The sequence below is a fragment of the Erwinia sp. 009765445 genome (genome assembly GCF_058137865.1).
Window position 1 is genome coordinate 24,588 of the sequence record NZ_JBYUWC010000005.1, and the last position, 25,641, is coordinate 50,228.

Annotated in this window: 25 protein-coding genes and 2 pseudogenes; 15 read left to right on the forward strand and 12 right to left on the reverse strand. The window is 56.2% G+C overall.

The genetic code is table 11. The annotated features are described in order from the left end of the window. The 5 genes and pseudogenes from AC3Y5R_RS06175 to AC3Y5R_RS06195 all read right to left on the reverse strand — a co-directional run bounded on the left by AC3Y5R_RS06175 (position 1) and on the right by AC3Y5R_RS06195 (position 3,864). The gene (locus AC3Y5R_RS06175) at positions 1 to 714 is read right to left on the reverse strand and encodes a DUF1365 domain-containing protein (RefSeq protein WP_489920602.1); all 714 of its coding nucleotides are present in this window, start codon (positions 712 to 714) and stop codon (positions 1 to 3) included. Continuing rightward, positions 711 to 1,977, reverse strand: a pseudogene (locus AC3Y5R_RS06180) (NAD(P)/FAD-dependent oxidoreductase). The gene AC3Y5R_RS06175 and the pseudogene AC3Y5R_RS06180 overlap by 4 nt, the downstream one beginning before the upstream one ends. Positions 1,978 to 1,979: 2 nt before the next feature. Further along, a pseudogene (locus AC3Y5R_RS06185) lies at positions 1,980 to 2,694 on the reverse strand (SDR family NAD(P)-dependent oxidoreductase). After that, positions 2,691 to 3,122: a nuclear transport factor 2 family protein gene (locus tag AC3Y5R_RS06190; RefSeq protein WP_489920603.1), complete on the reverse strand. Its 432-nt coding sequence runs from the start codon at positions 3,120 to 3,122 to the stop codon at positions 2,691 to 2,693. The pseudogene AC3Y5R_RS06185 and the gene AC3Y5R_RS06190 overlap by 4 nt, the downstream one beginning before the upstream one ends. A gap of 10 nt (positions 3,123 to 3,132) precedes the next feature. Continuing rightward, positions 3,133 to 3,864, reverse strand: coding sequence for a MerR family transcriptional regulator (locus tag AC3Y5R_RS06195; RefSeq protein ID WP_489920604.1), 732 nt, complete (start codon positions 3,862 to 3,864; stop codon positions 3,133 to 3,135). Positions 3,865 to 3,998: 134 nt separating this feature from the next. On the opposite strand from AC3Y5R_RS06195, the gene AC3Y5R_RS06200 reads away from it, so the two are divergent. Together AC3Y5R_RS06200 and AC3Y5R_RS06205 are read left to right on the forward strand one after the other, a co-directional pair. Further along, positions 3,999 to 4,526 carry a GNAT family N-acetyltransferase gene (locus AC3Y5R_RS06200; protein ID WP_489920605.1) on the forward strand — a complete coding sequence of 176 codons (528 nt, stop codon included), beginning with the start codon at positions 3,999 to 4,001 and terminating at the stop codon, positions 4,524 to 4,526. Positions 4,527 to 4,731: 205 nt separating this feature from the next. Continuing rightward, the gene (locus AC3Y5R_RS06205) at positions 4,732 to 5,307 is read left to right on the forward strand and encodes an Ail/Lom family outer membrane beta-barrel protein (protein ID WP_489920606.1); all 576 of its coding nucleotides are present in this window, start codon (positions 4,732 to 4,734) and stop codon (positions 5,305 to 5,307) included. A 43-nt stretch (positions 5,308 to 5,350) separates the two neighbouring features. Here the strand turns inward: AC3Y5R_RS06205 and AC3Y5R_RS06210 are convergent, their stop codons facing one another. Continuing rightward, positions 5,351 to 6,301, reverse strand: a complete 951-nt coding sequence (locus AC3Y5R_RS06210; protein ID WP_489920607.1) for a LysR family transcriptional regulator — start codon at positions 6,299 to 6,301, stop codon at positions 5,351 to 5,353. Between the two features lie 163 nt (positions 6,302 to 6,464). On the opposite strand from AC3Y5R_RS06210, the gene argH reads away from it, so the two are divergent. The 10 genes from argH (at position 6,465) to AC3Y5R_RS06260 (ending at position 14,856) form a co-directional block, all read left to right on the forward strand. After that, the gene (argH, locus tag AC3Y5R_RS06215; RefSeq protein ID WP_489920608.1) at positions 6,465 to 7,892 is read left to right on the forward strand and encodes an argininosuccinate lyase; all 1,428 of its coding nucleotides are present in this window, start codon (positions 6,465 to 6,467) and stop codon (positions 7,890 to 7,892) included. Positions 7,893 to 7,918: 26 nt separating this feature from the next. Further along, on the forward strand, positions 7,919 to 8,797 hold the full coding sequence (locus AC3Y5R_RS06220) for an amino acid ABC transporter permease (protein ID WP_158783229.1): 879 nt from the start codon (positions 7,919 to 7,921) through the stop codon (positions 8,795 to 8,797). A gap of 11 nt (positions 8,798 to 8,808) precedes the next feature. Further along, positions 8,809 to 9,573 carry an amino acid ABC transporter ATP-binding protein gene (locus AC3Y5R_RS06225; RefSeq protein ID WP_489920609.1) on the forward strand — a complete coding sequence of 255 codons (765 nt, stop codon included), beginning with the start codon at positions 8,809 to 8,811 and terminating at the stop codon, positions 9,571 to 9,573. Between the two features lie 18 nt (positions 9,574 to 9,591). After that, entirely contained in the window at positions 9,592 to 10,413 is an 822-nt protein-coding gene (locus tag AC3Y5R_RS06230; protein WP_489920610.1) for an ABC transporter substrate-binding protein, read from the forward strand. A gap of 2 nt (positions 10,414 to 10,415) precedes the next feature. After that, on the forward strand, positions 10,416 to 11,264 hold the full coding sequence (locus tag AC3Y5R_RS06235; RefSeq protein ID WP_489920611.1) for a polysaccharide deacetylase family protein: 849 nt from the start codon (positions 10,416 to 10,418) through the stop codon (positions 11,262 to 11,264). After that, positions 11,257 to 12,138 carry a polysaccharide deacetylase family protein gene (locus tag AC3Y5R_RS06240; protein ID WP_489920612.1) on the forward strand — a complete coding sequence of 294 codons (882 nt, stop codon included), beginning with the start codon at positions 11,257 to 11,259 and terminating at the stop codon, positions 12,136 to 12,138. Before AC3Y5R_RS06235 ends, AC3Y5R_RS06240 begins: the two co-directional genes overlap by 8 nt. Then, complete coding sequence (locus AC3Y5R_RS06245) at positions 12,135 to 13,493, forward strand: MmgE/PrpD family protein (RefSeq protein WP_489920613.1); 1,359 nt, start codon at positions 12,135 to 12,137, stop codon at positions 13,491 to 13,493. The genes AC3Y5R_RS06240 and AC3Y5R_RS06245 overlap by 4 nt, the downstream gene beginning before the upstream one ends. Further along, a complete protein-coding gene (locus AC3Y5R_RS06250) occupies positions 13,430 to 13,738 on the forward strand; it encodes a type II toxin-antitoxin system prevent-host-death family antitoxin (RefSeq protein ID WP_489920614.1) in 309 nt (102 codons plus the stop codon). The genes AC3Y5R_RS06245 and AC3Y5R_RS06250 overlap by 64 nt, the downstream gene beginning before the upstream one ends. After that, positions 13,738 to 13,914, forward strand: coding sequence for a type II toxin-antitoxin system RelE/ParE family toxin (locus tag AC3Y5R_RS06255; RefSeq protein WP_489920615.1), 177 nt, complete (start codon positions 13,738 to 13,740; stop codon positions 13,912 to 13,914). The genes AC3Y5R_RS06250 and AC3Y5R_RS06255 overlap by 1 nt, the downstream gene beginning before the upstream one ends. A gap of 165 nt (positions 13,915 to 14,079) precedes the next feature. Next, positions 14,080 to 14,856: a DUF3750 domain-containing protein gene (locus AC3Y5R_RS06260; protein WP_489920616.1), complete on the forward strand. Its 777-nt coding sequence runs from the start codon at positions 14,080 to 14,082 to the stop codon at positions 14,854 to 14,856. Between the two features lie 79 nt (positions 14,857 to 14,935). Here AC3Y5R_RS06260 and AC3Y5R_RS06265 read toward each other — a convergent pair whose 3' ends face one another. From AC3Y5R_RS06265 to speB, 4 genes are all read right to left on the reverse strand, one after another. Further along, entirely contained in the window at positions 14,936 to 15,334 is a 399-nt protein-coding gene (locus AC3Y5R_RS06265; RefSeq protein ID WP_489920617.1) for a putative T6SS immunity periplasmic lipoprotein, read from the reverse strand. Next, on the reverse strand, positions 15,331 to 15,870 hold the full coding sequence (locus AC3Y5R_RS06270; RefSeq protein WP_489920618.1) for a hypothetical protein: 540 nt from the start codon (positions 15,868 to 15,870) through the stop codon (positions 15,331 to 15,333). The genes AC3Y5R_RS06265 and AC3Y5R_RS06270 overlap by 4 nt, the downstream gene beginning before the upstream one ends. Before the next feature lie 198 nt (positions 15,871 to 16,068). Beyond that, positions 16,069 to 17,157, reverse strand: coding sequence for an iron-containing alcohol dehydrogenase family protein (locus AC3Y5R_RS06275; RefSeq protein WP_158783220.1), 1,089 nt, complete (start codon positions 17,155 to 17,157; stop codon positions 16,069 to 16,071). Positions 17,158 to 17,194: 37 nt separating this feature from the next. Then, a complete protein-coding gene (gene speB, locus AC3Y5R_RS06280) occupies positions 17,195 to 18,157 on the reverse strand; it encodes an agmatinase (protein WP_489920619.1) in 963 nt (320 codons plus the stop codon). A 132-nt stretch (positions 18,158 to 18,289) separates the two neighbouring features. Here speB and AC3Y5R_RS06285 point away from each other — a divergent pair, with 132 nt between their 5' ends. The 3 genes from AC3Y5R_RS06285 to ybiB all read left to right on the forward strand — a co-directional run bounded on the left by AC3Y5R_RS06285 (position 18,290) and on the right by ybiB (position 22,478). Continuing rightward, positions 18,290 to 19,189 (forward strand): LysR family transcriptional regulator, encoded by a 900-nt coding sequence (locus AC3Y5R_RS06285; protein WP_489920620.1) that lies wholly within the window; start codon positions 18,290 to 18,292, stop codon positions 19,187 to 19,189. 68 nt (positions 19,190 to 19,257) lie between these two features. Continuing rightward, positions 19,258 to 21,420: an ATP-dependent DNA helicase DinG gene (dinG, locus tag AC3Y5R_RS06290; RefSeq protein ID WP_489920621.1), complete on the forward strand. Its 2,163-nt coding sequence runs from the start codon at positions 19,258 to 19,260 to the stop codon at positions 21,418 to 21,420. 86 nt (positions 21,421 to 21,506) lie between these two features. Further along, complete coding sequence (gene ybiB, locus AC3Y5R_RS06295; RefSeq protein ID WP_489920622.1) at positions 21,507 to 22,478, forward strand: DNA-binding protein YbiB; 972 nt, start codon at positions 21,507 to 21,509, stop codon at positions 22,476 to 22,478. A 159-nt stretch (positions 22,479 to 22,637) separates the two neighbouring features. Here the strand turns inward: ybiB and AC3Y5R_RS06300 are convergent, their stop codons facing one another. Continuing rightward, complete coding sequence (locus AC3Y5R_RS06300; protein WP_158783215.1) at positions 22,638 to 23,810, reverse strand: M20 aminoacylase family protein; 1,173 nt, start codon at positions 23,808 to 23,810, stop codon at positions 22,638 to 22,640. A 137-nt stretch (positions 23,811 to 23,947) separates the two neighbouring features. After that, entirely contained in the window at positions 23,948 to 25,633 is a 1,686-nt protein-coding gene (hutU, locus tag AC3Y5R_RS06305; RefSeq protein WP_489920623.1) for a urocanate hydratase, read from the reverse strand. Positions 25,634 to 25,641 lie beyond the last annotated feature (8 nt).

The following is a 25,641-nucleotide window of genomic DNA, read 5'->3' on the forward strand; positions in this document are numbered from 1 at the left end:
TTATTTCTCCGACTTCGGGTGGTCATACACCGGCGCACCCTTGCGCCACAACTTCCACGCCTGCCAGTAGATTGCCAGCGCAGTTTGAACGGTTATCAGCGGAAAGCGCCAGAGGTGGTAGCGCAGCGACTTTCGGGTCAGCGGGTGTTGACGAAGATGCAGGGTGGCATCAAATTCTTTGCCTGTGCGATGGTTCTCAATATGCACCGAGAGGGATCTCCCCGGAGCCGAGAGTCGCCAGTGATAAATCATCTCCAGCGGATTAAATGGCGAAACGTGGAACACCTTTTCGGTTGTTTCGCTGCCGTCGGGTTTAACTGCGTAGGTATGGCGTTCATTCCAGGGCGTGTTACGCACCTCGGCCAGTATCCACCGCAGGCTGTCGCTCTTATCGTACAGGTAGTAAAAATTGACCGGATTAAATGAACAACCCAGATAGCGCAGCTGTGTCAGCAGTATTACCCGGCCGGTCAGCCGTTCGCCGGTTAATTCGGTAATCCGCGACTGCGCCCGCTCTTTGATGTTGCCACCGCCAAGATAGTCGGCAGAGCAGAACGAGGCCGGGGAAAATTTACCCAGACGTATGCCGACGCTCCCGAGCAACGGCAGCTCATCCAGATCGATCAGCGGCATAAAAATCCGGTAGCTGAACCGGTGGTCTACCGGAGTAAAACGCCGGTGACGAACGTGGCCGCTGTAAAGGGTGCTGTTCACAGCAGGCCAGCCTGTTCCATGGCTGCGACCACATCCAGTCCGCTACGGATGCCGTCTTCATGGAAGCCGTTATAGCTCCAGGCTCCGCAATACCAGCTGCGGTTCAAGCCGTTCAGCCGCAGACGCGCGCTCTGCGTCTCCAGACTCTTCAGGCTGAACTGAGGGTGGTGATAAACATACCGGCCCAGGATTTTGTCACGATCGATGGGCTGTGTGGCATTCAGCGTGACGCAAAAGGTCTGGGGTGCCTTGATCCCCTGCAGAATATTCGTGTTGTAGGTCACGCTGGCACCCAGCAACTCGTCCCCGGCCTGAGTGTCATCCAGCCGGTAATTCCAGCTGGCCCAGGCGCGTGGATTTTCCGGCAGCAGGCGGGTGTCGGTATGCAGAATCACTTCATTGGCGCTGTAGGGGACGCCCGCCAGCATCCGCTGCTCTTCGGGGCTGGCATCACTGAGCAGGGCCAGCGTCTGACCGCTGTGGCAGGCAAAAATAACCTGATCGAAAGTTTCACTGCCGCGTGCACTGTGCAGCGTGACGCCATCCACGAGGCGCTCAGCGCGGATCACCGGCGTACTCAGATGCACTGTCAATTTGTCACCAATCAGCGCCATCAGCCGGTGGATATACTCGCGTGAACCGCCGGGGATCACATACCTCTGCGGGCGCTGGGTCAGATCCAGCAGACCGTGATGGTTGAAGAAGTGCAGAAACAGGGAGAGCGGCATCTGACGGATTTCCGCCAGTGAAGTTGATCAGATCGCGGCTCCCATCAGCAGAATGTAGTGCTGGGCAAAGAACTGGCTGAAACCTTCACTTTGCAGGAAGTCGTCGAGGGTGCCCTGGCTCTGCTGGTGTTGCAACCACTGCTTACCGCGTTTATTGAACCGCACAATCTCGGCCAGAAAACGCCAGAAGGAGGGGCGCAACAGGTTACCTCGTTGGGCAAACAGGCTGTTCAACGAGTGGCCGTTGTACTCCAGCCCGCTCTGATTATTTCGCACCGAAAAGCTCATTTCCGTTGGCTTGCTCTCCAGACCCAGCTCGGCCAGCAGCGAGAGAAAGCGCGGATAGGTACGATCGTTAAAGACGATAAAACCGGTGTCGATAGCATAGTGTTTGCCTGCCCCCCCTGATATCTACCGTAGCGGTATGACCGCCCAGCGTATCGCCTGCTTCAAACAGGTGAACTTCCGCACGGGAAGCCAGCTTCCACGCGCAACTCAATCCGGCAATGCCACTGCCAACAATGGCTATTTTCACTCTTACCTCGCTATCTGCTGGGTGAGAAGACGCTGGATAGCATTCGGCAGTCGCGAGGTGATGCGCAGAATAATGGAAAAGAGACGCGGGAAGGCAAATTCGGCCTTGCCCTTCGCCAGCCCATCACGGATATAGCGTGATGCCTGCCCGACATTGATCATCATCGGCATGGCAAAATCATTGCGCCTGGTCAGTGGCGTATCAACAAAGCCGGGCTGCACCAGACTGATGGCGATTTGCTGTCGTTTAAGGTCCTGAGCCAGGCTGCGGGCGAAATAGGCCAGCGCGGCTTTAGAAGCGCCATAGGCTTCGGCGCGGGGCAGGGGAACCAGGCTGGCAGTCGAGCCAACCAGCGCCACACGGCTGCCGGGGGCCAGCTGAGGCAGCAACACATCCAGGCAGTTGACCGGACCACTGAAGTTGGCACTCATCACCCGGTGGACTTTCTCTGCTTCCACCACGCCATGATTAAGGTATTCACAGGTTCCGGCGCAGAGGATCACCAGGTTGGCGCTTTTGCCGTCCAGCGCGCGGCGGGTTTCCGCCAGGTCAGTGATATCAAATTCACACAGCACCATATTGCTGAATTTTTCCCGCAGAGTTCGAGCTTTGCCCGGTTACGTCCGCAGGCGGTAAGTGCCAGCCATCGGCGGCATAATCGAGGGCCAGTTGATAGCCAATTCCGGAGCTTGCGCCAGTAATCAGTACCCGTTTCATGGTGTTAACCTCTTTTTAAGCTGTCTGATTACCGACCCCAGCACGGGGATCTTTTCGTACAGCATGGCGCCCATGTCGTAGTAATCGCGTTGAAAACTGATTTTGTCGTCGCGGAATTGCAGGTAGCTGCTGCCTGACAGCTGTTGTTTAGCCCCGCGTTGCAGGGCTGGATGGGCATAAATCATCTGCCAGATCAGCAGTGCAGCCCCCTCAAGGAGATGGGACTCCGAGACTTCAAACCGGCAGTAGTGCATGTTTTTCAGCAGCGAGGCAAAGTAGTTTTCCACTACTGGCAGGCTGTTATGCTCACCCACCGGGTCGGCAAGGCATACGTCATCGTGATAAATTTCGGCCAGCTGCTGCAGCTGACTGGCGTCGAGCGTCTGATAAAACGCCACCAGTTTTGTCAGCGTTGTCTGCTGCGTCATGAATCACTCCTCAACTGCCCAGATGGGTGATTAAAAATCCCTGCTCCTGCCAGTGTGAAAGTTGTTCCTGCTGACGACGGGTCAGGGGCTTGCCGGTTAAGACAAAAATGTTCTGTCCCGGAAAAAGTTCAGGGCGCGGCAGATCCAGCGGTTCAGCCATCACATCCATACGCCAACCCTGCTGGGACAGCCGCCAGGCTTCCAGCCAGATGCGGGTGCGGTCATCCGTGCCCCAGCCAATGATCAATGCATCCTTGCCGGGGCGCTTTCTGCTGCCGGCTAAACAGAAGGCAACATAATCAATTAAAGCACCGTCAAGCAAACTGCACATGGCTCTGGCCGTATTTTGATCCAAACCCAGGCGCTGCCTGATAGGAATGAATACATGGTCGATCAGCGCGTCAGCCGGGTTTTCACGGCCGATGGTGGCGATTTTAGCTCTGAGTTTGGCGGGTCTGACGTGACGGAGTACCGTCATCATTTCTTCCTGTTGTGTGACCCATCCATCATGAATGCTAACGTTTTCGCCTTCCAGCAGCGCTTTGACTTTTCCGACGGGCACGCCACTATCAATCCAGCGTTTGATCTCCTCAATGCGCTGAATATCTTCATCATCAAACTGACGGTGACCCCCTTCAGTGCGTTGGGGCTTCAGTAATCCGTAACGGCGCTGCCAGGCGCGCAAAGTGACCGGATTAATTCCGCAACGTTCGGCAACGTCACCAATGCTGTACAATGCCATTAAATTCCTCTGTACTGTCCTTTACACTCTTACCGTAGCGAACTCTTCATTGTTGTACAACTAATATTTTCCTGTACAAGTTGGCAGGGGGGGTAATTCGGGAGATATCTCACGACTTTCAGGATGGAAACGAAATGACTCACACCTATTATGAAAACCTGAATGCTGAACAGGCAAAAGCAGAGCTGTCATCGCTGGTTAACGTACTTCTTGGCTGCGTGGCGCAGGATGCCAGCGTAGGGTTTATCAGCCTTGAGCCGCAGCCAATGCGTCATTTCTGGCAGGGCGTGCTCAGCAGCCTTGCCAGCGGTGACAGGCAGCTGCTGGTCGCCCGGCAGAATGGCATCATTGTCGGTACGGTAATCGTGGTGCTGGGGATGATGCCGAACGGTCAGCACCGGGCGGAAATTTCTAAACTTCTGGTCCATCCGGATGCGCGTCGCCAGGGGATTGCCCGTGAGCTGCTGAGTCGTGGTGAGCAGCTTGCCCGCCAGGCAGGCAGAACGCTGCTGGTGCTGGATACCCGAAGTGGGGATGTGGCGGAGCAACTCTATCTGAAGGGAGGATGGCAGGTGAGTGGGCGCATTCCGCATTACGCTTTATCCACCGAAGGGGTGCTGGATGCCACTACAGTGATGTACAAGTTTCTGGATCCCGCCTGACCGGCGGGCCAGTTTGCGCCGGGGTGGGCTGTTGTCTGAAAAATGTTCAAGATTATTGCGCAGTCAAAGCAGACTCTCTAAAGTTGCCGGGCCGCCGGTCAGCCCGACTGGCGGCGTCCCTTGTTTGCAGCAGCAAAGACTGCAGTGGACCTCTGGTTGTCGTGTTCAGCACGAATAGATGGATTGAAGGATAAGGATATTGAACATGTTGAAAACCCTCCCCCGGGCGGCTCTGGCTGCCATTTTTGTGATGGGCGCAGCCCACGCCGAGAGCCATACCCTGTCAGCCGGTTATGCCTATCAGGAAGTGAAGCATTTTAACCAGTTTGCCGGTATCAACCTTAAATACCGCTATGAGTTCAACAACCGTTACGGGTTGATCGGTTCGTTCAGCTTTGTTTCAGGCAGCGATCCTTACGATGGGCTGAGCAGCAATGGTAGCACGGTGAAAAACAACGTCAGAGTAAAAACGACCAGTTTGCTGGTTGGCCCGGCATACCGTATTAACCGGCATGTCAGCCTGTACGGGCTGGTCGGTATGAATAATGGTCAGGTGAGTTACTCTCCGCTGCGGGACAGCTCAGGGAGCCGTCCGTTTGCCGGGGATGACAATCTTTATGGCATGAAGCACGCCACCAGCTTTGCCTGGGGCGGCGGCTTACAGATTAATCCGGTCAGCTACCTGGTGCTGGATCTGGGCTATGAAGGAACCCGGAAAAGCATAGAAGGTAAGGATTATACCATGAGTGGTTTTAACATCGGGGTGGGTTACTCTTTTTGATCTGCCGGAGCTGTTCCGCCTGATGCACTGTTTTAGTGCGGCATCAGGCGATCCCCAGGGACTCCATGAACAGCTTGATGATCTGATTAATCTTGCGCCCTTTTTTAATGATCAGGCAGAAGGGCGTTTCCATTTGTAATTCCGGCGGGCCGAGTGAGCGCAGTTTATTTTCGCTGACGTAGCGACGGGCATAATGCTCGGGCAGATAGCCAATAAAATGGCCGGTCAGGATCAGCATCGCCACCGCCTCTACCTGCACCGCCTGAATGTTGCTTTCGCTAAAGGCAAAAAGCTTATTGCCATGGCGATGTGTGACGTAGGTATGATTAATTATTTTCTGCTGTTTTAATTGTTCAAGTGTAATGCTGTTGTTCTCGTGATGAAATAAAGAGTGATCGCTGCCACAATATAAACAGGAGATTTCAGTGTAAATTTTATAATAGTCGAAATCACTTTTCTCCTCATAAACCGGCGCAATTGCGCAATTAAATCGCCCCTCCGTTAATCCTTTTTCGATATCATCCAGATGGGCGGTCTGTAGGCGAATGTTAACTTTTGGTGCAACCTTATGCAGCTGCTGCACGGCTTTGGTGACCGGCGATTGCGGATCGGAAATAGTGTTATCCACCACGCTCAGGCTTAGGTCGCCGAGCAATTCACTGCGGCTGTGATGCAGCCTTTCACGGAAGGTGCTCAGCGAGGCAAACAGCTCCAGCGTCGCCTGATACACAGTGATACCATATTCTGTCAGCTCAAAGCCTTCGCGCCCCCGGCTGCACAGCGTCATCCCCAGGCGGATCTCCAAATCAGAGACCTGTTTGCTGATTGCCGCCAGACCAATATTCAGTTCGTGACTGGCCGAGGTCAGGCCGCCTGCTTCCACCACGCATTTAAATACCCGCAATAATTTCAGGTCGACATTGTTAATGGTGACTGCGGAATTATCCGTGCGGGGATAATTCATGTTTCCCATATTGGAAACCTTACTTTCCATATTAACTATTCATCCCCGAAAGAAATGCAGTGAAAGTAAGAGTGAACCTGAATTAGCCGCTAATTACCAGACGGCAGCCAAAAATAACTTTTATTTATCGATGATGCCGCAACCAGAAGATTTTCTTATTCCGGCAGCGGAAACCTGTGCTAAGAGAGGAATTATGTCTGACAGTGTCGACCGTTTATGGGGTGCCCGTTTCAAAAGTGCGCCTGCCGCCGCCTTAACCGCGCTGTCGCGCAGTCCGGAATACTATTTCGCTCTGGCCCCCTACGACCTGGCGGGCTGCCGGGCTCATGCCCATGAACTGGAGCGTGCCGGTCTGCTGACTGCGGCGGAGACGGTGGAAATGGTTGCCGCAATCGACCAGCTGGATGCGGATTACCGCGCTGGGAAAGTTGACCCGATCCTCGCCGATGAGGATGTGCATACTTTTATCGAACGAGTGCTGACTGAACGGCTGGGAGCGCTGGGCGGTAAGCTGCGTGCCGGTCGTTCCCGTAACGATCAGACTGTTAACGATCTGCGCCTCTACCTGCGTGACAACGTCCGCAAAATCACTACCGCGCTGCTGGCACTCCAGCAGGCGCTGGTAGGGCAGGCGCAACAGCATACCAATACCATCGCGCCGGGTTTTACCCATCTGCAGCAGGCCCAGCCGATTGTGTTTGGCCATCAGTTGCTGGCACACGCTCAATCTTTCTCGCGGGACATCGATCGCCTGCAGGATTGGGATCGCCGCAGTGCCTTCTCACCATTAGGCTCCGCCGCGATGGCCGGATCTGCTATTGCCCGTCAGCCGGAAATGTCCGCGCAGGAACTGGGTTATCTCGGCGCGTGTGAGAACTCGATTGATGCCGTTGCCAGCCGTGATTACGTGGCGGAATTTCTGTTTATCACCAGCATGATCGGCGTCAACCTTTCGCGCATCAGCGAAGAGGTGTGTCTGTGGACCTCCCGCCAGTTCCGCTGGGTGGAGATCAGCGACAGCTACGCCACCGGCAGTTCGATTATGCCGCAGAAAAAGAATCCGGATATTGCCGAACTGACACGTGGCCGCAGTGGCCGCCTGATCGGCAATCTCACCGCGATGCTCGCCACCATGAAGGCGATGCCGCTCTCTTACAACCGCGATCTGAGTGAAGACAAGCGCAGCGCGATTGATTCCGTCAACACACTGCTACTGGTGCTGCCGGCGATGGCCGGAATGATTGAGACCATGAAGGTGAACGAGGCAGAGCTGCTGGCACAGGCTCCGGATGGCTTTACGCTGGCGACCGAAGTGGCCGACTGGCTGGCGATGCGCGGCGTGCCATTCAAAGAAGCCCATGAAATCACCGGCCAGCTGGTGCAGCTGTGTGAATTCCATCAACAGGGACTCACCGATCTTACCGACGAACAGCTGGCAGAAGTGGACACGCGGCTGACTGCGGAAGTGCGCAGCGCCCTGACGCTGGAAGCGGCAATCCACTCCCGTGACGGTTTTGGCGGCACGTCTCCGGCACGAGTCACCGAACAAATCACCCGTCTGCAGGCGCGTATGCAGCAGCAGACCGACTGGGTTAACGCTTATCAGGGCCCCCGTCTGTAACCCGTCAATTTAACTCCGGAGGCGGAATGAATACTTCGCAAAACCCCGGTGCCGCAGGCATCCGGGCGCAGGGCGAGCCCTCATACGATCTCAAGCAGTATGAGATGGTGCCGAAGCGCTATTACGGGCGGATCACCGCGACGGTGGTGATCATCCTGCTGCTGGCTTCGCTGGTTCACGCTTTCTCGCAGGGCAAAATTGAGTGGTCCTATGTCGGGCAGTTCTTTACCGCCCGCGCCATTCTTGATGGCGTCGTGAACACTCTGGTGATGTCGATTCTGGCGATGGCGCTGGGCATCTTTTTTGGTGTGGTGGCGGCGATTATGTATATGTCGCCTAATCCGGTGCTGCATTACATCTCGGTAGGCTATGCGTGGGTGTTTCGCGGTACGCCGTTGATCCTGCAGTTGCTGCTGTGGTTTAACCTGGCGCTGGTGTTCCCGACCATCTCGATCCCCGGCGTGTTCAGCGTGGAAACGGTCAATGTGATGACGCCGTTTGTCGCCGCGCTGCTGGGGCTGAGTATTAATCAGGGCGCTTACACCTCGGAAGTGGTGCGTGCCGGACTGCTGTCGGTGGATACCGGTCAGTACGAAGCGGCCAAGTCGATTGGCATGCCGCGTCTGCAGGCGCTGCACCGCATCATTCTGCCGCAGGCGATGCGCGTCATTTTGCCCCCGGTGGGCAATGAATTTATCAGCATGATCAAGACCACCAGCCTGGCAAGCATGATCCAGTACTCCGAACTGCTCTACAACACGCAGAACATTTACTACGCCAATGCGCGCGTGATGGAGCTGCTGTTCGTGGCGGGCATCTGGTATCTGATTATCGTGACCGTGCTGTCGTTCGGGCAGAGCCGTCTTGAGCGCTACTTCTCTCGCGGCCAGCGCCGCCGTAACTAAGGAGAATTGCGATGAGGAATATTGTCCGTGCCGTTGAGGTGAACAAATATTTCGACAACTTTCACGCGCTGAAAGACGTCAGTCTGGAGGTAAATTACGGCGAGGTCATGTGCATTCTCGGGCCGTCCGGGTCGGGAAAAAGTACCTTTCTGCGCTGCATCAATCAGCTGGAGAAGGTCGACCAGGGCGGGATCTGGATCGATAACGAACTGGCTGGCTATCGCATCGCCGGGAACAAACTGCACCCGCTGAGCGACAAGCAAATCGCCCGTCAGCGCCTGCAGACCGGCATGGTTTTCCAGCGCTTTAACCTGTTCCCGCACAAGACCGCGCTGGAAAATGTGATTGAAGGCCCCTGCAGTGTGCTGCTGCGACCAAAACGCGAAGCAACGGAAGAGGCGATGGCGCTGCTGGATCGGGTCGGGCTGGCGAACAAAGCCCATGCTTATCCGCAGTCACTGTCCGGAGGACAACAGCAGCGCGTGGCCATTGCCCGTGCGCTGGCGATGAAACCCAAGCTGATGCTGTTTGATGAGCCAACGTCTGCCCTGGATCCGGAAATGGTCGGGGAAGTGCTGGCCGTAATGCGCACGCTGGCAAAGGAGGGAACCACCATGGTGGTTGTGACCCACGAAATGGGCTTCGCCCGCGAAGTGGCCAACCAGGTGGTGTTCATGGATGAGGGGCGCATCATTGAACGCGGTGCGCCTGAAGACATCCTGCTTAATCCGCAAAACCCGCGGATGCAGAACTTTATCTCCGCCATTCTTCTTTAACAACCCAGGGATATTCAGATGAAAAAGATCGTGCTTTCTGCCGTTGCTGCCGCTGTCCTGATGCACTCTGCCGCCTGGTCCGCCGAACTGCCTGCGGCCATTAAATCGAAAGGGGAAATGACGGTAGCGATTATGCCGAACTATCCACCGATGGAGTTTAAAGATCCTGCCACCAACACCCTGAGCGGTGTGGATGTCGATTTGGGCAATGCCATCGGCGCCAGACTGGGCATCAAAATCAACTGGCAGGAAATTGCTTTTGAGCAAATGGTCAACGCCGTGTCCACCAAGCGTGTCGACATGGTGATGTCAGGCATGACCGACACCGAAGAACGTCAGAAAGTGGTCAGTTTTATCGACTACTTCACGACCGGCCCGCAGTTCTACACTCTGGCCGGGCGTAAAGACATCAATACCGCTTCCGACCTCTGCGGTAAAAAAGTGGGCACCAGCCGTCGCACCACTTTCCCGCAGGAAATTGCCAAATGGAGCCAGGCGAACTGCGAAGCCAAAGGCAAGCCAGCCATCGTGGTGGTGGGTGCTGAAGGCACTGCTGATGCCCGTACCCAGCTGCGCCAGCGCCGTCTGGACGGTGCAGTACAGGGCAGCGAAACCCTGCCGTACGTGATGAACCTGGAGAAAAACACCTACAAGCCGCTGGATAAAGCGATTGCTACTCAGTTTACCGGCATGGCGATCGACAAAAACGATCCGGCGCTGATTGCTGCGATTCAGGGCGCGGTCAACGACCTGATAGCTGACGGGACTTACGTGAAGATCCTCAGCAAATGGGGCCTGGCAGATAACGCCGTTAAAACGGCCACCGTGAACGGGAAGTAATCATGACTGCACCTGACGTTCGCACGCGCTGGCCACAAGGCCGCGAAGGTTGTATGGCGCTGGCTTTTGACCTCGACGGGCCGACCGGTGATGCGATGCTCAACGGCACGATCTGGCAGAAGCCTGAGTATTTCACCTTTGGTGGCTACGGCCCGTTCCGGGCGCTGGGCAGACTGCTGGATATGCTGGAACAGTACGACGTTCCGGCAACGTTCTTTATTCCTGCCTGGGTGGTGGAACAGTGGCCGCAGCAGTGTGCGGCGATTGTTGAAAAGGGGCATGAGGTGGCTTATCACGGCTACCGACATGAATCTTTTTATGCGCTCAGCGGTGATGAACAGCGTCAGGTTATGGAAAAATCCCGCGAAATATTCTGGCAGCACCTCGGCATTCGTGCCGGGGGTTTTCGCACGCCGTCGGGCGACTGGCATCAAGAGACGCCGGGTGTGTTGCTGGATGCTGGAGTGACTTACTCCAGCAGCATGCGCGGTGACGATCGCCCGTATGCCATCAGCGTGTCGGGTTATCAGCAGCCGCTGGTTGAAATCCCCGGTAAATGGGAGATGGATGATTACGCCTCGCTGGCCTATACCCGCGAGCCGGATTTCCCGAAAGGGCTGGATCGTATCGCCAGCTATGCGCTGACGCTGGATAACTGGTGCCGTGAGTTTGACGGCGCGATGGATGAAGGGCTGTGTCTGACCACCTTGTTCCACCCAAAAATCAGCGGCAAACCGGGGCGCATCCTGCTGCTTGAGCAGTTTATTGCCCATATGAAGCAGCGTGATGTGTGGTTTGCCCGCTGCCAGGAAATCGCCCACTGGTATCTGCAGGAGCAGCAGCATGACTGAACAGACCCGCTGGCCCGCTGGCCAGCAATCGGCGGTGGTGCTGACCATCGACTTCAACGATATTCACGGCATTCTCACCCAGACACCTGCCGTCGCCGGAAGGGATAAAACCCTGTCTGTCTGGCGCTATGGCACACTGCGCGGGGTGGATCGTTTGCTGGCCTTGCTGGCAGCGAAAAACGTTCGTGCCAGTTGGTGTTTACCGGCGATTGTGGCCGAAGAGAATCCCGAAGTTTTCGCGCGAATTGTGGCTGCAGGGCATGAAATCGCCTGTAGTGGCGACCGTCATCAGAATTTCGACACGCTGACGCTGACAGAGCAGATTGCCAGCGTGACGCAGGGTTGTGCCAGCCTTCAGGCCGCGTCTGGTCAGAACGTGGTGGGCTTCCGCACGCCTGCGGGGCAATGGAAACCCGGGCTGGCAGAGGCGCTGGCAGAGCAGGGTATCCGCTGGTCATCCTCATGGCGCGGCGACGATCTGCCGTATTTTCACCCGGCCACCCGGCTGGTGGAGCTGCCTCTGCACTATGAGCTGGAAGATGAACCCTATTTCGCCTTTAACCTCAGCCCTGCCGTGCCTCCGGGCCAGTCACGTATTGCCTCTTACCAGCAGACGCTGCAGAACATGAAGCTGGATTTTCAGGGCTTCCATCGCTTCGGCCTGTGCTACGTATTGCGTCTGCATCCGGAAATTATCGGTACCGCCGGGCGTATTGGCCTGCTGGGTGAGCTGCTGGATTTTATTGCCGGGCACCAGAAGGTGTGGATGGCAACGGCGGCAGAAGTGGCAGACTGGTGGCAGACGCAGCCGGATAACGTCAGTGAGCATCCGGCAGAAATCTTCCAGCGGCAAATCCAGGAGCAGCAGGCATGAGTCAGAGCATGATCGATCTGGTCCGTTTCGTGGTGCAAACGCGCTTCGACGATCTGCCGGAGTCGCTGGTGGCCCGGGCACAACGGCATATCCTTGACACCTTCGGTGCTACTCTGGCAGGCAGCAACAGTCCGATAGCGCTGGTGGTGCAGCAGACCGTGATGGCCGAAGGCTGTACGCCGCAGTCGGCAATCTGGGGCTCTTCGTTGCAAACCAGTCCGCGTAATGCGGCATGGCTCAACGGCGTGGCGGCTCATATGTATGAGCTGGACGATACCGGTGGCTGCGATCACTCCGGCGCAGTGGTGCTGCCTGCGGTGATGGCGGCTTTGCCTCTTTGTGCCGGGCCGGTTTCAGGGCAGGCTTTTATTACCGCCGTGGTGCTGGGCTATGACGTGGGTCGCCGGGTGCTGGAAGCCTGCGGCAGCTACGCACCGCATAACGAAGCGGGCTGGCACTCTACTTCGACCTGCGGGGTGTTTGGTGCGGCGGCGGCAGTGGCCTCCCTGCTGCAGCTGAGTGAGCAGCAAACGGTGCAGGCGCTGGGCATTGCGGCCAGCAACAGCTGCGGGCTGTGGGGCTTCATTCACGATGGATCACAGAGCAAAAAACTGCATGCAGGACGAGCGGCGGAAGGTGGCCTGCTGGCGGCAATGCTGGCTGAAAAGGGTATCACCGGTGCTTCGCAGACCTTTGAGGATGTCTGGGGGGGGTTCCTGAAAACCTTCGCACCGCTCAGCCGTCAGCCAGAGGCGCTGACCGCCGGGCTGGGGGAAGTCTGGAAGCTCAACCGGTGCTCCATCAAGCCTTACGCCTCCTGCCGGGGGACGCATTCCGCCATTGATGCCATCGGCTTGCTGATGGAAGAACAGCGCTGCACTGCGGAGCAGATTGCGCATATTCACGTCTACCTAAATCCGTTCCTGCTTGAGATGTGTGGTAATACCGACCGTGAAAGCCTGGCGGCGGCACAGATGAGTCTGCCTTATGCGCTGGCGGCGAGGGTACTGTTTGGGCATGCCGGGCTGGATGCTTATGACGATGATAAACGTGCCAGTGCAGAGATCAGCGCGATGTTGCAGCGTATTGTGTTACATATCGATCCGGAGCAGGTCAGCAGCGATGAACCGATTATTGAGCTGGAAACATTAAGCGGTGAACGCTGGCGGAAACAGGTCACCCTACCACTTGGCGCACCGCAAAACCCGCTCAGCGATGAAGCGCTGTTGGCTAAATTTGACCAGCTTGCCGCCAGAGTGATGGCACCGGAACAGCGAGAACGGCTGCGTGAATGCTGTCTGGGCTTAGTCGATATCCCAGATATTTCGATAGTGGCCAGGCTGTTGCAAAAGTAATCGCGGGCCTTCTCGTAAAACAAACTGATACGGCGTTTAAACGACTATTTTTGGTTGTTTGCAGGGATCTTACAAAAAATGGCAAGCCATCCGTAGTGGTAGTGTCGGTTGAAGATTACAACGCGCTGGAAGATCTCAAGCGACAGTCTTTACGAAATTCACTCGCCCGCTCAATCGCGCAGGCGCAAACAGGAAATGTGGCAGAAGGGGATGTCTTTTTTGATGATTTAATGAAGGATCTTTAATGGCCCGCTTCACGCTGACGCAGGAGGCGCAGGAGGACATGCGCGAGATAAAGGGCTACTCGATCCGGGAGTTTGGACAGGGTGTCGCGAAAGAGTATTTGCCTGCAATGCGGACCACCTTCCAGAGTCTGGCTGATAATGCGGAAACGGGTCATGATGAAACCGCCAGTTTCTAGCCGGGTGTGTCTAGTTTTCCCTGCGTGAGCCACACGGTATATTACATCCTGAACCCCGGTGGCATTACGGTCATCGGCGTGACACATCAAAGCCGCTTGCCCGGATTGCTGCTGTCACGTTAATCATAGTTTTGCCCTTTTTTCCTTCACCAGGCCAATAAAGCGATGATCTTTATTAAAGCGATCGTTATCGGGTTTATCTGCGTACTGCTGTTGTCTTTTGCCCAGAGCTATTACAAAGCCACCCACAACGGCGTGGTGCTGAGTGGTCAGAGCTGGTCCACCGCGAGGCGTGATTCTGCCGAAATGGCTCCCGATCCGCGCAAAAACCGCGATGAAGCCATTGTGCAGATTTATGCTGCGCCGACGTTTGGCTGGCGGGGGCTGCTTGCCGTGCATCCGTGGATCATTATCAAAAAAGCAGGTGAGACAGAATTCAGCCGTTATGAGGTGATCAGTTGGGGCAGCACCAATGTGGTTCGCCGGGATTATGCGTTGCCGGATGGCTACTGGTTCGGCGCAAAACCGGTGCTGCTGGTGGATCACCGTGGCGCTTCTGCCGGGACGATGATCCCGCGGATTGAAGCGGCGATCCGCAGCTATCCCTGGCCGCAGACCTACCGGGTCTGGCCGGGGCCGAACAGCAATACATTCCTGGCGCATATTGGCCGGGAAGTGCCTGAGCTGCGACTGGATTTACCCGCCAATGCCATCGGCAAAGATTACCGTTCGCTGAGTAATCCGGTGGGCCTGCCGCCCTCAGGCAGAGGAGTGCAGGTTTCACTATTGGGTGTGCTGGGGGTGACGCTGGGAGCTGAAGAGGGAGTGGAGTTCAATATTTTAGGCTTCAACGTGGGTATGGATGTCCGGACACCGGCTCTGCGCCTGCCGTTTATTGGCCGACTGGGGATGGCTAAGGTTGAAACTGATAGCGGGAGCTAAGAAACCGGCCTCCATAGCCAACAGAAATCCCTGCGACAGCGTTAACAGGCGCTATCCCGGGGAATGATGTCGTGAGGCGTTATAAAATAGAGAGGTGACCTGAATTATCCTTTTGCAGGGAAAAAGATTTTTCCAGGCGGTATCTTGTCGAATCATTGTCTGCAGATATGCCGAGCATTACCGACCATGTTCCCTGATCCCATTTTAATTGAGGATAAGAAATACATTTCTCTGCGACAATGACAGGAAGAGGGGAAGTTGTTGGTGAGCTCCAGACAGTATTCCAGCGTTCTCCCTCTTTACGGGAGATGATGGCTCCGCGATTTCTTACTTCTTCTTTATCACTGATTAACTCTGAAGGGATATGAAAACAGGGAATGTTATTTTCAATGGAAACTTCAAGATTATGTTGATTTGGTTTTTCCAGATGACATCCACTGAGAAACATTACACCAATAGCCAGCACTAATTTTTTCATGGCAAATTTCTTTTATTGGAAGGTTGACTTATAAAACCACGCAAAACCCACTCATATCGTTTTTTGATATTGGGGCCTATGATGCCATCAAGATTGGAAATTGAATCAAATCCAGCGACACCAAACCTGACCAGGTAAAAATAATCAGCAATTAAACTGGCCTGCGCTTCCATTCCGTAATCAGACAGTAGATTTTTGTCAGAAAGCGAATATCGATATGTTGCCGCCCAGCTCAGAGCTCCGCGGAGCCGTACACTCAGGCCTAATTGATATTGCCAGACATGCGTCATCTCATGGATGAACCAGTGTTGATAGCTTGGGGGGGCCAGAGAGAAATCGGTAAAATAATTCTTCGGCATGAAGTAAATCTCGCCATTGGGCGTGACAGCCGTGTTTTCGTTCTGCAGGTTGAAAGGAAAGTAACTTCCTCGATGAATTTTAACCCGGTGAAAATCAACTGAATTTTTGAATATTAATTTTGTAATTTCTATTTCACCGGGAATTAATTCCCGTAAATTAATTTCTTGTGTGCTCATTATGCTCTCCTTGCTGAATTAAGCAGGTAAACTTTATCATTATTGAGCTTTTTAGCAAGGAGTAAAAACAAGCTATACATTCAGTTCGAAAAGAGTTCGTCATTAACGACGGCACTTGCTTAACAGCAGGAGGCTTTTACCTCCTGCATGACGGCATTCAGCTGTGACGATCTTAAACCATCAGACTATTTCCGCCATTTAACCCACTTCAGCCGCAAGGCCTTCAACACGGGCGATAGCCTGGAACAGCGCTTCAACCGTTACCGGCTCTGCCATGTTTTCCATATCCGGTGCGCGAACGGATTCCCGCACGATCACCTCCAGTTCCGCTTCCGTCAAATCGGCAATTTCCGTCAGGCTTAACGGCACGCCGCACTGGCGGGCCAGGCGCATTTCACGCTGCAGCTCTTCATCACTGCGCTGTTCCAGAGCCAGCAGGCACAGGTTGCCATAACCCACCAGCAGGCCGTGACCAAACTCGCGGGTTTTATCGCAGAAGGTAAAGCCTTCGTAGATAGCATGAGCGGCCGCAGCATGGGCACCGTTGCTCATCAGCGAGGTCAGCCCGGCGAAGGTAAAGATCACATCCAGCGACTGGTCCAGGTGATGATCCGGCAGGTTATTGCGCACGGCTTCACAAGCCGCAGGCCCGTGAGCGGCAATCACCTCATAGCAGATCAGGCTGTGCGCCAGTGACGAACGGGCATTGGCGTCCAGCGCCGGGTGACGCTGACTGACGGCCCGGAACTCATACCATTTTGCCAGAGTGTCGCCCAGACCGGCAGCCAGCCAGCGCAGAGGAGCCTTTGCCAGCAGTTCGCTGTCGATAATCACCGCAGCCGGGGCCTGAGGAAGCGGGAAAATATCGAAGAAGTTACCGTTGTCGTCATAGCGAATGCTCAGCGGTGTGACGGCGGAACAGGTGGCGGCGATAGTCGGAATGGTGATCACCGGAATGTTATGTTCTGCGCCCACCGCTTTGCAGGTATCCAGTGATTTTCCCCCTCCGGCAGCGATAATCACCTCTGCTTTCAGGGAGTTCGCCAGCTCGCCCAGGCGGGCAATCTGCTGCAGCGAAGTCTCACCGCCAAACCATTCAGTGCCCAGCAGCTCAACCCCGGCATCTGCCAGCTGCGAGCTGACATGGGGTTCAACCGCTTTCAGCGCCTGATGGCCGCCAATCAGCAGCGCCCGCTGTCCCAGTTCGCGACAGATCTCCCCGAGCTGATGTATCACTCCGGCACCACGCAACACGCGGGCGGGAAAAACCAGATTTTGTTCAGACATGCTGACCCTACTCTCAGTAGCCTGGCGCAGTGCGCCGTTAGTTGTGGTTCACTCCGGGTAACACACAGAGCATTTCATACAGAATATTTGCCGCCAGCTGGGAAGTGGTGCCGCTGATATCGTATGGCGGCGAGACTTCGACCAGGTCGGCACCGATCAGATTCAGGCCCCGGCAGCCACGGACGATTTCCAGCCCCTGAATCGAGGTCAGACCACCCACTTCCGGCGTGCCGGTTCCGGGAGCCCATGCGGGATCAAAACTGTCGATATCATAAGAAAGATAGACCGGTCCGCTGCCCATCCGCTCACGCACTTCGGTCATCAGCGGCGTCATCGACTGATACCAGCACTTTTCAGCCGGGACCAGATGGAAGCCCTGATCGACTCCCCATTTGAAATCACCCGCATCGTAGCCCTGCGCGCGCTGACCAATCTGCACCACACGTCGCAGATCCAACAGGCCTTCTTCGACCGCGCGGCGGAAAGTGGTGCCGTGGGCAATTTTTTCACCAAACATCTCATCGTTGGTATCGGTGTGCGCATCCACGTGGATCAAGCCCACCGGGCCATGCTTTTTCACCAGCGCCCTGAGTATCGGCAGCGTCAGCGTGTGGTCGCCGCCCAGCGTCAGGGGCACCAGGGGAAAGGCATTCAGATGGGTGTAATAGTCTTCAATAATCTGCACTGACTTGTGCAAATTATAGGTGTTGATTGGCACATCGCCGAGATCGGCCACGCGCAATGAATCGAACGGAGCGGCACCCGTCGCCATGTTATACGGGCGGATCATCACTGAATCAGCACGAATGGCCCTTGGCCCGTAGCGGGTTCCTGAACGCTGAGAAGTGCCGATATCCAGCGGAATACCGATAAAAGCCGCATCCAGGTCATCCGGTTGTTCCGCCGCTGGCAGGCGCATCATCGTGCCCCGACCGGCAAAACGGGGCATATCGTTACCGCTCTGCGGCTGGGGGAAATCGCGTTCGTACTCAGAACTCATCAGGACTTTCTCCATTGAGGAATGTGACGGATCACCATCATCTGTCGGATCAGACTGAGAAAAAATCATTGACAACAAATAATCAGTTCAGAGATTACTTAACTATCTTTTTATTCTGCTGAAGGACGTTCCGTGAGTGCCAACCGCCTGCCCAACCTGAAACTGCTGACTATTTTCGCCACGGTGGCCCGTTGTCAGGGGTATTCACGCGCCCAACAGGAGCTGAATATGACCACGCCTGCCATCAGCGGCTATATGAGCGAGCTGGAAGAGCGACTGGGGTTTGTGCTCTGCCAGCGTGGACGCGGTGGTTTCGCACTGACGCCGAAAGGCGAGCAATTTTTACAGTACAGCCTGCAGCTGCTGGGTACATTGTCAGATTTTGATCGCCAGGTAGACAGCCTGAAGACGGAACAGGGCGGTACTTTCTCGCTGGGGGTGGTGGACTCCACTTCCACCGACAGCCAGCTTGGACTCGCGGAAAGCATCAGCCAGTTCAGCGAGCGCTTTCCGGCGGTCTATCTGAATCTTTCCGTCCGTGACCCAAACGAACTGCAGCAGCAGGTGCTGGATAACCGGCTTGACCTGGCTATCGGCCATTTTCCGGTCAACGTCAATAATCTGGTGACCGTGCCGCTGCACCACGAGCAGCACTGGCTTTACTGTAGCGACCGTCATCAGCTGTTCGACGGCGCTGATGACGAAGCGGGAGATTTGCAAAATTATGGCTTTGTTACCCGCAGCTACTGGAATCAGTCGGAGCTGGCCCGGCGAGGGTTCAAAGCCAGCTCGGCATCGGTGGAGAGCATCGAAGCGCAGCTGATCCTGATTTTGTCAGGGCGCTACATAGGCTATTTGCCAGAGCATTGCGCACAGCCCTGGGTGGAGAAGGGGCGTTTACGGATGCTATCTCCGCAGCAGTTCAGCTATCAGGCACCCTTCTCGTTGATATTCCGCCGGGGCCGCAGTCGGGAAACGCTGATCCGCACCTTTCGCGATTTGGTCAAATTGCGAGCTGTCCCTGAGGAATAAACAGAGAGGGCTGACTCTGAGGAAATACTGTGTAAAAATACAGCCTGTTTTAATCAAAAGTGGTTGTCATGGCGCTAAATGCTGCGTTGAAAGCGCAAATTGCCGGTTGGTACAAAGCCCTCCAGCAACAGATCCCGGATTTTATTCCCCGCGCTCCGCAGCGGCAGATGATTGCCGAAGTGGCAAAGACCCTGTCGGGAGACGATGGGCGTCATCTGGCGATTGAGGCTCCGACCGGGGTGGGGAAAACACTATCCTATCTGATCCCTGGCATCGCGGTGAGCCGCGCGGAAGAGAAGCCGTTGGTGGTCAGCACCGCTAACGTGGCGCTGCAGGATCAGATCTACAGCAAAGATCTGCCGCTGCTGAAGAAAATTATTCCCGACCTGCAGTTTACCGCAGCCTTTGGCCGTGGGCGCTATGTCTGCCCGCGCAACCTCTCGGCGCTGGCAACGGATGAGGAAAAGCAGGGAGATTTGCTGCTGTTTCTTGATGATGCGATGACCGCAAGTAAGGATGAGCGCGCCCTCTGTACCCAACTGCAAAAGAATCTTGATCGGCACCAGTGGGACGGTCTGCGCGACCACTGCGAAGAGTCGATTGACGATTCACTCTGGCAGCGCCTGAGTACTGATAAGGCCAACTGCCTGAGCAGCAACTGCCACTGGTTCCGCGAATGCCCGTTCTATGTGGCGCGGCGTGAAATTGAACATGCCGATGTGGTGGTGGCTAACCATGCACTGGTGATGGCGGCGCTGGAAACGGAATCGGTGCTGCCACCGCCGAAAAATCTGCTGCTGGTGCTGGACGAGGGGCATCATCTGCCGGACGTGGCGCGTGATGCGCTGGAGATGAGTGGCGATATCACGCCGGGCTGGAGCAGTATTCAACTGGACCTGTTCTGTAAGCTGGTGGAGCAGTGCATGGCGCAGTTCCGGCCAAAAAGACCGCCGGGGCTGAGCAATCCTGAACGTCTGAAGGCGCATTGTGAAGAGGTGCGCGAACAGTTGCAGCAGCTGTCGCAGATCCTTGCGCAGCTTCTGCCGCCGGGCAATCAGGAAGGTGAGTATCGCTTTGAAATGGGATTGTTGCCGGAAGAGGTGCTGACTCTGTGCGCCCGGTTGTTCAAGCTGAGCGACGGCCTGCGTGGGCTGGCGGAAGCGTTATTGAACGATCTGAGCGAGAAGTCCGGACAGTTCGACGTGGTGCGCCTGCATCGCACGCTGTTGCAGATGAACCGTGCTCTGGGCTGGTTTGAAGCCAGTAGCAAACTGTGGCGGCTGGCAGCGATGGAGCATGCTTCCGGTGCGCCGGTCTCAAAATGGGCCACGAGGGACATTCGTGAAGGCACGGCACACCTGACCTTCCATTGTGCCGGTATCCGCGTCAGCGATCAGCTGGAGAAGCTACTGTGGCGCAAAATTCCCCATGTGGTCCTGACCTCTGCCACTTTGCGCTCGCTGAGCAGTTTCCAGCGCCTGCAGGAGATGTCCGGGCTGAGTGAAAAGGTCGGTGACCGCTTTGTGGCGCTGGACTCGCCGTTTAACCATATTGACCAGGGCAAACTGATTATCCCTCAGATGCGCTATGAGCCGATGCTGGCGAACGAAGTGGAGCACCTGGCAGAGATGGCGCACTTCTTCCGCCAGCAGATCAAAGCCGGAAAGCACCGGGGGATTCTGGTGTTGTTCGCCAGCGGCCGGGCGATGCAGCAGTTTATCTCTTATCTGCCTGAACTGCGGCTGATGATGTTGGTACAGGGAGACAAACCCCGTCCGGCGCTGGTTGCTCTCCATCGCAAGCGGGTTGAACAGGGGGAGACCAGCGTGCTGGTTGGCCTGCAGTCCTTCGCCGAAGGGCTGGATCTCAAGGGCGATTTGCTGTCTCAAGTGCATATTCATAAAATTGCTTTCCCCCCGGTGGACAGTCCGGTTATTTTGACCGAAGGTGAGTGGCTTAAGAGCCTGAAGCGTTACCCGTTTGAAGTGCAGAGCCTGCCGAGTGCCTCCTTCAACCTGATCCAGCAGGTGGGCAGGCTGATCCGCAGCCACGAATGCTTTGGCGAGATCGTGATTTACGATCGCCGTTTACTGAGCAAGAGCTACGGTGCACGGTTGCTGGGCGCCTTGCCGGTATTCCCGATTGAGCAACCGGCAATGCCGGAAGGTGAATTGCCGAAAGCTACTCCGGTGAGCAGCAGCAAGCGGACTCCTGGCCGCCGCCGCCGCTGATAACAAGTATCCGCAGTCGCTGGTACCGTGGGCGGGAGTGGCTATTTGACCGACCGTTGTCGCGAACAACTGAACAGAGCAGAAGCATGGACTACAGCAAAATAATCAAAGAAGTCGGGCGTGGTAAAAATCATGCCCGTGATATCGATTTCGCCACCGCCTGCGAGCTGTATCGAAGCATGCTGGGCGGAGAAGTGCCTGAGCTGGAGATGGGCAGCATCCTGATTGCCCTGCGCATCAAAGGCGAAGGTGAAGAGGAGATGCTCGGCTTCTATCAGGCGATGCAGGAGCGCGTGCTGAAACTCACGCCGCCAGCAAGCCTGCCGATGCCGGTGGTGATCCCCAGCTACAACGGAGCCCGCAAGCAGAGCAACCTGACGCCGTTACTGGCGTTGTTGCTTTCCGCGCTGGGTTTCCCGGTAGTGGTCCACGGCGTCAGTGACGATCCCACCCGGATAACCAGTGAAGAAGTCTTCACGGCGTTGGGCATTCAGCCCGTCACCACGGCGGAAGAGGCGCAAGCCAGGCTGGAGCAGGGCAAACTGGTCTTTATCTCCGTGGCTGTACTCTGCCCGGCGCTGGATCGGCAGCTTTCGCTGCGCTGGCGGATGGGCGTTCGCAACAGTGCCCACACGCTTGCCAAACTGCTCACTCCGTTTGGGGAAGATGCAGCGCTGCGTTTATCCAGCGTGTCGCATCCGGAATATATTCCACGGGTCGCTCAATTCTTCCATACTGTCGGCGGCCGTGCGCTGCTGCTCAACGGTACGGAAGGGGAAGTTTATGCTAATCCGCAGCGTTGCCCGGCCATCAGCCTGATTGCCGGTGAGGAGCCTGAAGTGCTGTTGCCACGGCAGGAGGAGAGCGGTATCAGGCGTGAAGAGTTACCGGAAAATAAAGAGGCCCAGACCACAGCTGACTGGATTGAACGCTGCCTGAACCGTGAAGTGGCGGTACCCCAGTCGCTGCGCCAGCAAATTGCCTGCTGCTACGTGGCAACCGGACGGGCGAAGGATATTGAAAGTGGTCTGGAACAACTGGAAAAAGCGGGTTATTGATCTCTTTCCTGTGGAGCAGTAAGAACGTTAAGTGATTCTCCGGTGGCATAAAATGGCCCACCTTCCACACAGTGCAGACTGCGCAGCGATGGATTGGCCTGATCAAAATGCCAGTGTCCGTCACTGAACACCCAGGTATCGGCCCAGGCTCCGGCCACTTCATCGATATTCTGGCCCGGTGACCGGTAAAAGCCGTTCCGCCAGCGCAGTCCACAGCGCCACGCCAGGGGCGATCAGATCATCGTTAAAATCATAATGAGCATTGTGTAGCGGCCTTGATGGCGTTACGCCATCGGCGCCTGTCCAGAAGTAGGCACCCGGACAGGCTTCCAGCATGCAGGCAAAATCTTCTGAGGCCATCGACGGATTGATCTCCCAGTGCACCTGCTCCTCTGGCAGCAGGGCCAGCGCACAATCCCGCACTTTTTCAGCTTCGGCAGCGTTATTGCAGGTGACCGGATAGTCAGTCAGATACTCAATGCTGCCCTCAATGCCCATCGGCGAAGTAAAGGTGGTCACAAATTCATCAATCATCTTGCGCACTTTAACCCGCACATCGCTTTGCAGGCAACGCAGCGTGCCGCGCAGCACTACATTTTCGGGGATAACGTTAATCGCTTCGCCGCCGTTGATTTGCGTGATGCTGACCACTGCTGAAGCCAGCGGTGAAAGGCGACGGGACGGGATGGTTTGCAGGGCGAGGATCAGCTGAGCGGCTGCCACAATCGGGTCTGCGCCGTTTTCCGGCATCGCCGCGTGGCAACTTTTGCCACGCAGGGTAATTTCGAAGGCATCCAGCGAGGCCATCATTGCGCCGCTGTTGATGGCGATATGCCCGACCGGCAGCCCCGGCCAGTTGTGCATGCCGTAAATGGCATCCATCGGAAACAGTTCAAACAGACCATCGGCCACCATCTTCCGGGCGCCACCAAGATTCTCTTCTGCGGGCTGAAAGACAAAGTGCAGGGTGCCGCTGAAGTGGCGGGTGGTACTGAGATGCTTAGCCGCAGCCAGCAGCATTGCCGTGTGGCCGTCGTGGCCGCAGGCGTGCATCACGCCTGGTTGGGTGGAGCGCCACTCGCTATTGCCCAGTTCAGTGATCGGTAAAGCATCCATATCGGCACGGAAGCCGATAGTCGGGCCAGGGCCATTTTCCAGCGTGCCCACCACGCCGGTCCCGGCAAGGCCGGTATGCACCTGAAGCCCAAATACCCGTAGTTGTTCCGCGACCCTGCGCGAGGTCTGATGTTCCTGATAGCCCAGCTCCGGCTGCGCGTGAAACTGCCTGCGCCACTGTGTGGCTTCTTCAATCAGCGAAACGGGAATGACCATCTCTTCCTCTCCTCTCCAGGCGGGTGATCCTGACATCTGGCTGAATTAAGGTAGCATAAAAAGGCTGGCAGGAGCGCTGACGGCGCACCATATGATGCGAAAACAGACAGGCCGGGCGGGGTGCCCGGCCAGAGAGATTACTTCACCATTGGCAGGTTCAGTTCGTGCTTCGCGGCGCACTGCTGCGCCAGTTCATAACCGGCATCGGCATGGCGCATTACGCCGGTTGCCGGGTCATTCCACAGCACACGGCCCAGGCGTTTATCCGCTTCGGCAGAGCCATCGCAGACAATCACCACACCAGCGTGCTGCGAGAAGCCCATGCCTACGCCCCCGCCGTGATGCAGGCTGACCCAGGTCGCGCCGCCAGCGGTATTGAGCAGGGCATTGAGCAGTGGCCAGTCGGACACGGCATCGGAACCATCTTTCATTGCTTCAGTTTCACGGTTTGGCGAGGCCACCGAGCCGCAGTCCAGATGGTCACGACCAATCACCACCGGCGCTTTCAGTTCCCCGTTGCGGACCATTTCGTTGAAAGCCAGGCCGGCAATATGGCGCTCACCCAGCCCCAGCCAGCAGATGCGGGCTGGCAGGCCCTGGAAGGCGATGCGTTCCTGCGCCATATCCAGCCAGCGGTGCAGGTTGTGGTGATCCGGGAACAGCTCTTTCAGTTTGGCATCGGTCTTGTAGATATCCTCCGGATCGCCGGACAGGGCGACCCAGCGGAACGGGCCTTTGCCTTCACAGAACAGCGGGCGGATATAGGCAGGAACGAATCCCGGGAAATCAAAGGCATTTTTCACCCCTTCATCCAGCGCCACCTGACGAATATTGTTACCGTAATCGACGGTCGGCACGCCCATATGGCAGAAGTCCAGCATCGCCTGCACGTGAACGGCCATTGAGGCACGGGCCGCTTTTTCTACCGCTTTCGGATCGCTCTTGCGAGAGGTTTCCCATTGGGCAACGCTCCAGCCCGCAGGCAGATAGCCATTGATCGGATCATGGGCCGAAGTCTGATCGGTAACGATATCCGGTTTCATGCCGCCCGCTTTGGCGCGTTTCACCAGCTCGGGCAGAACCTCAGCCGCATTTCCCAACAGGCCCACGGAGATAGCGCGTTTTTCTTTATTCGCTTTGTCGATCATCGCCAGCGCTTCATCCAGGCTGGTGGCTTTATAATCGACGTAACGGGTACGCAGACGGAAGTCGATACGTGACTCCTGGCACTCCACGGCCAGTACCGAAGCGCCAGCCAGCACGCCAGCCAGAGTCTGGGCACCGCCCATGCCCCCCAGACCGGCAGTCAGGATCCATTTGCCACTCAGGTCGCTGTTATAGTGCTGGCGACCCGCTTCGGCGAAGGTCTCAAATGTGCCCTGCACGATGCCCTGCGCACCGATATAGATCCAGGAACCGGCAGTCATCTGCCCGTACATCATCAGCCCGGCTTTATCGAGCTCATGGAAATGATCCCAGTTGGCCCAGTGTGGGACCAGGTTGGAGTTGGCAATCAGCACGCGCGGGGCATCGGCATGAGTGCGAAATACCCCGACAGGTTTGCCTGACTGCACCAGCAGCGTCTCTTCCGGCTGCAGGGCTTTCAGCGAGCGCAGAATTTGCTCAAAACAGTCCCAGTTACGGGCGGCTTTACCGATGCCGCCGTAAACAACCAGATCTTCCGGGCGCTCTGCCACATCCGGGTCGAGGTTGTTCTGGATCATGCGGTAAGCGGCCTCAATCAGCCAGTTCGCACAGTTCAGTTCGCTGCCGTGGGGAGCGCGGATTTCACGTGCTACTGCTTTGCTTACGGAATCACTCATCATTTAAT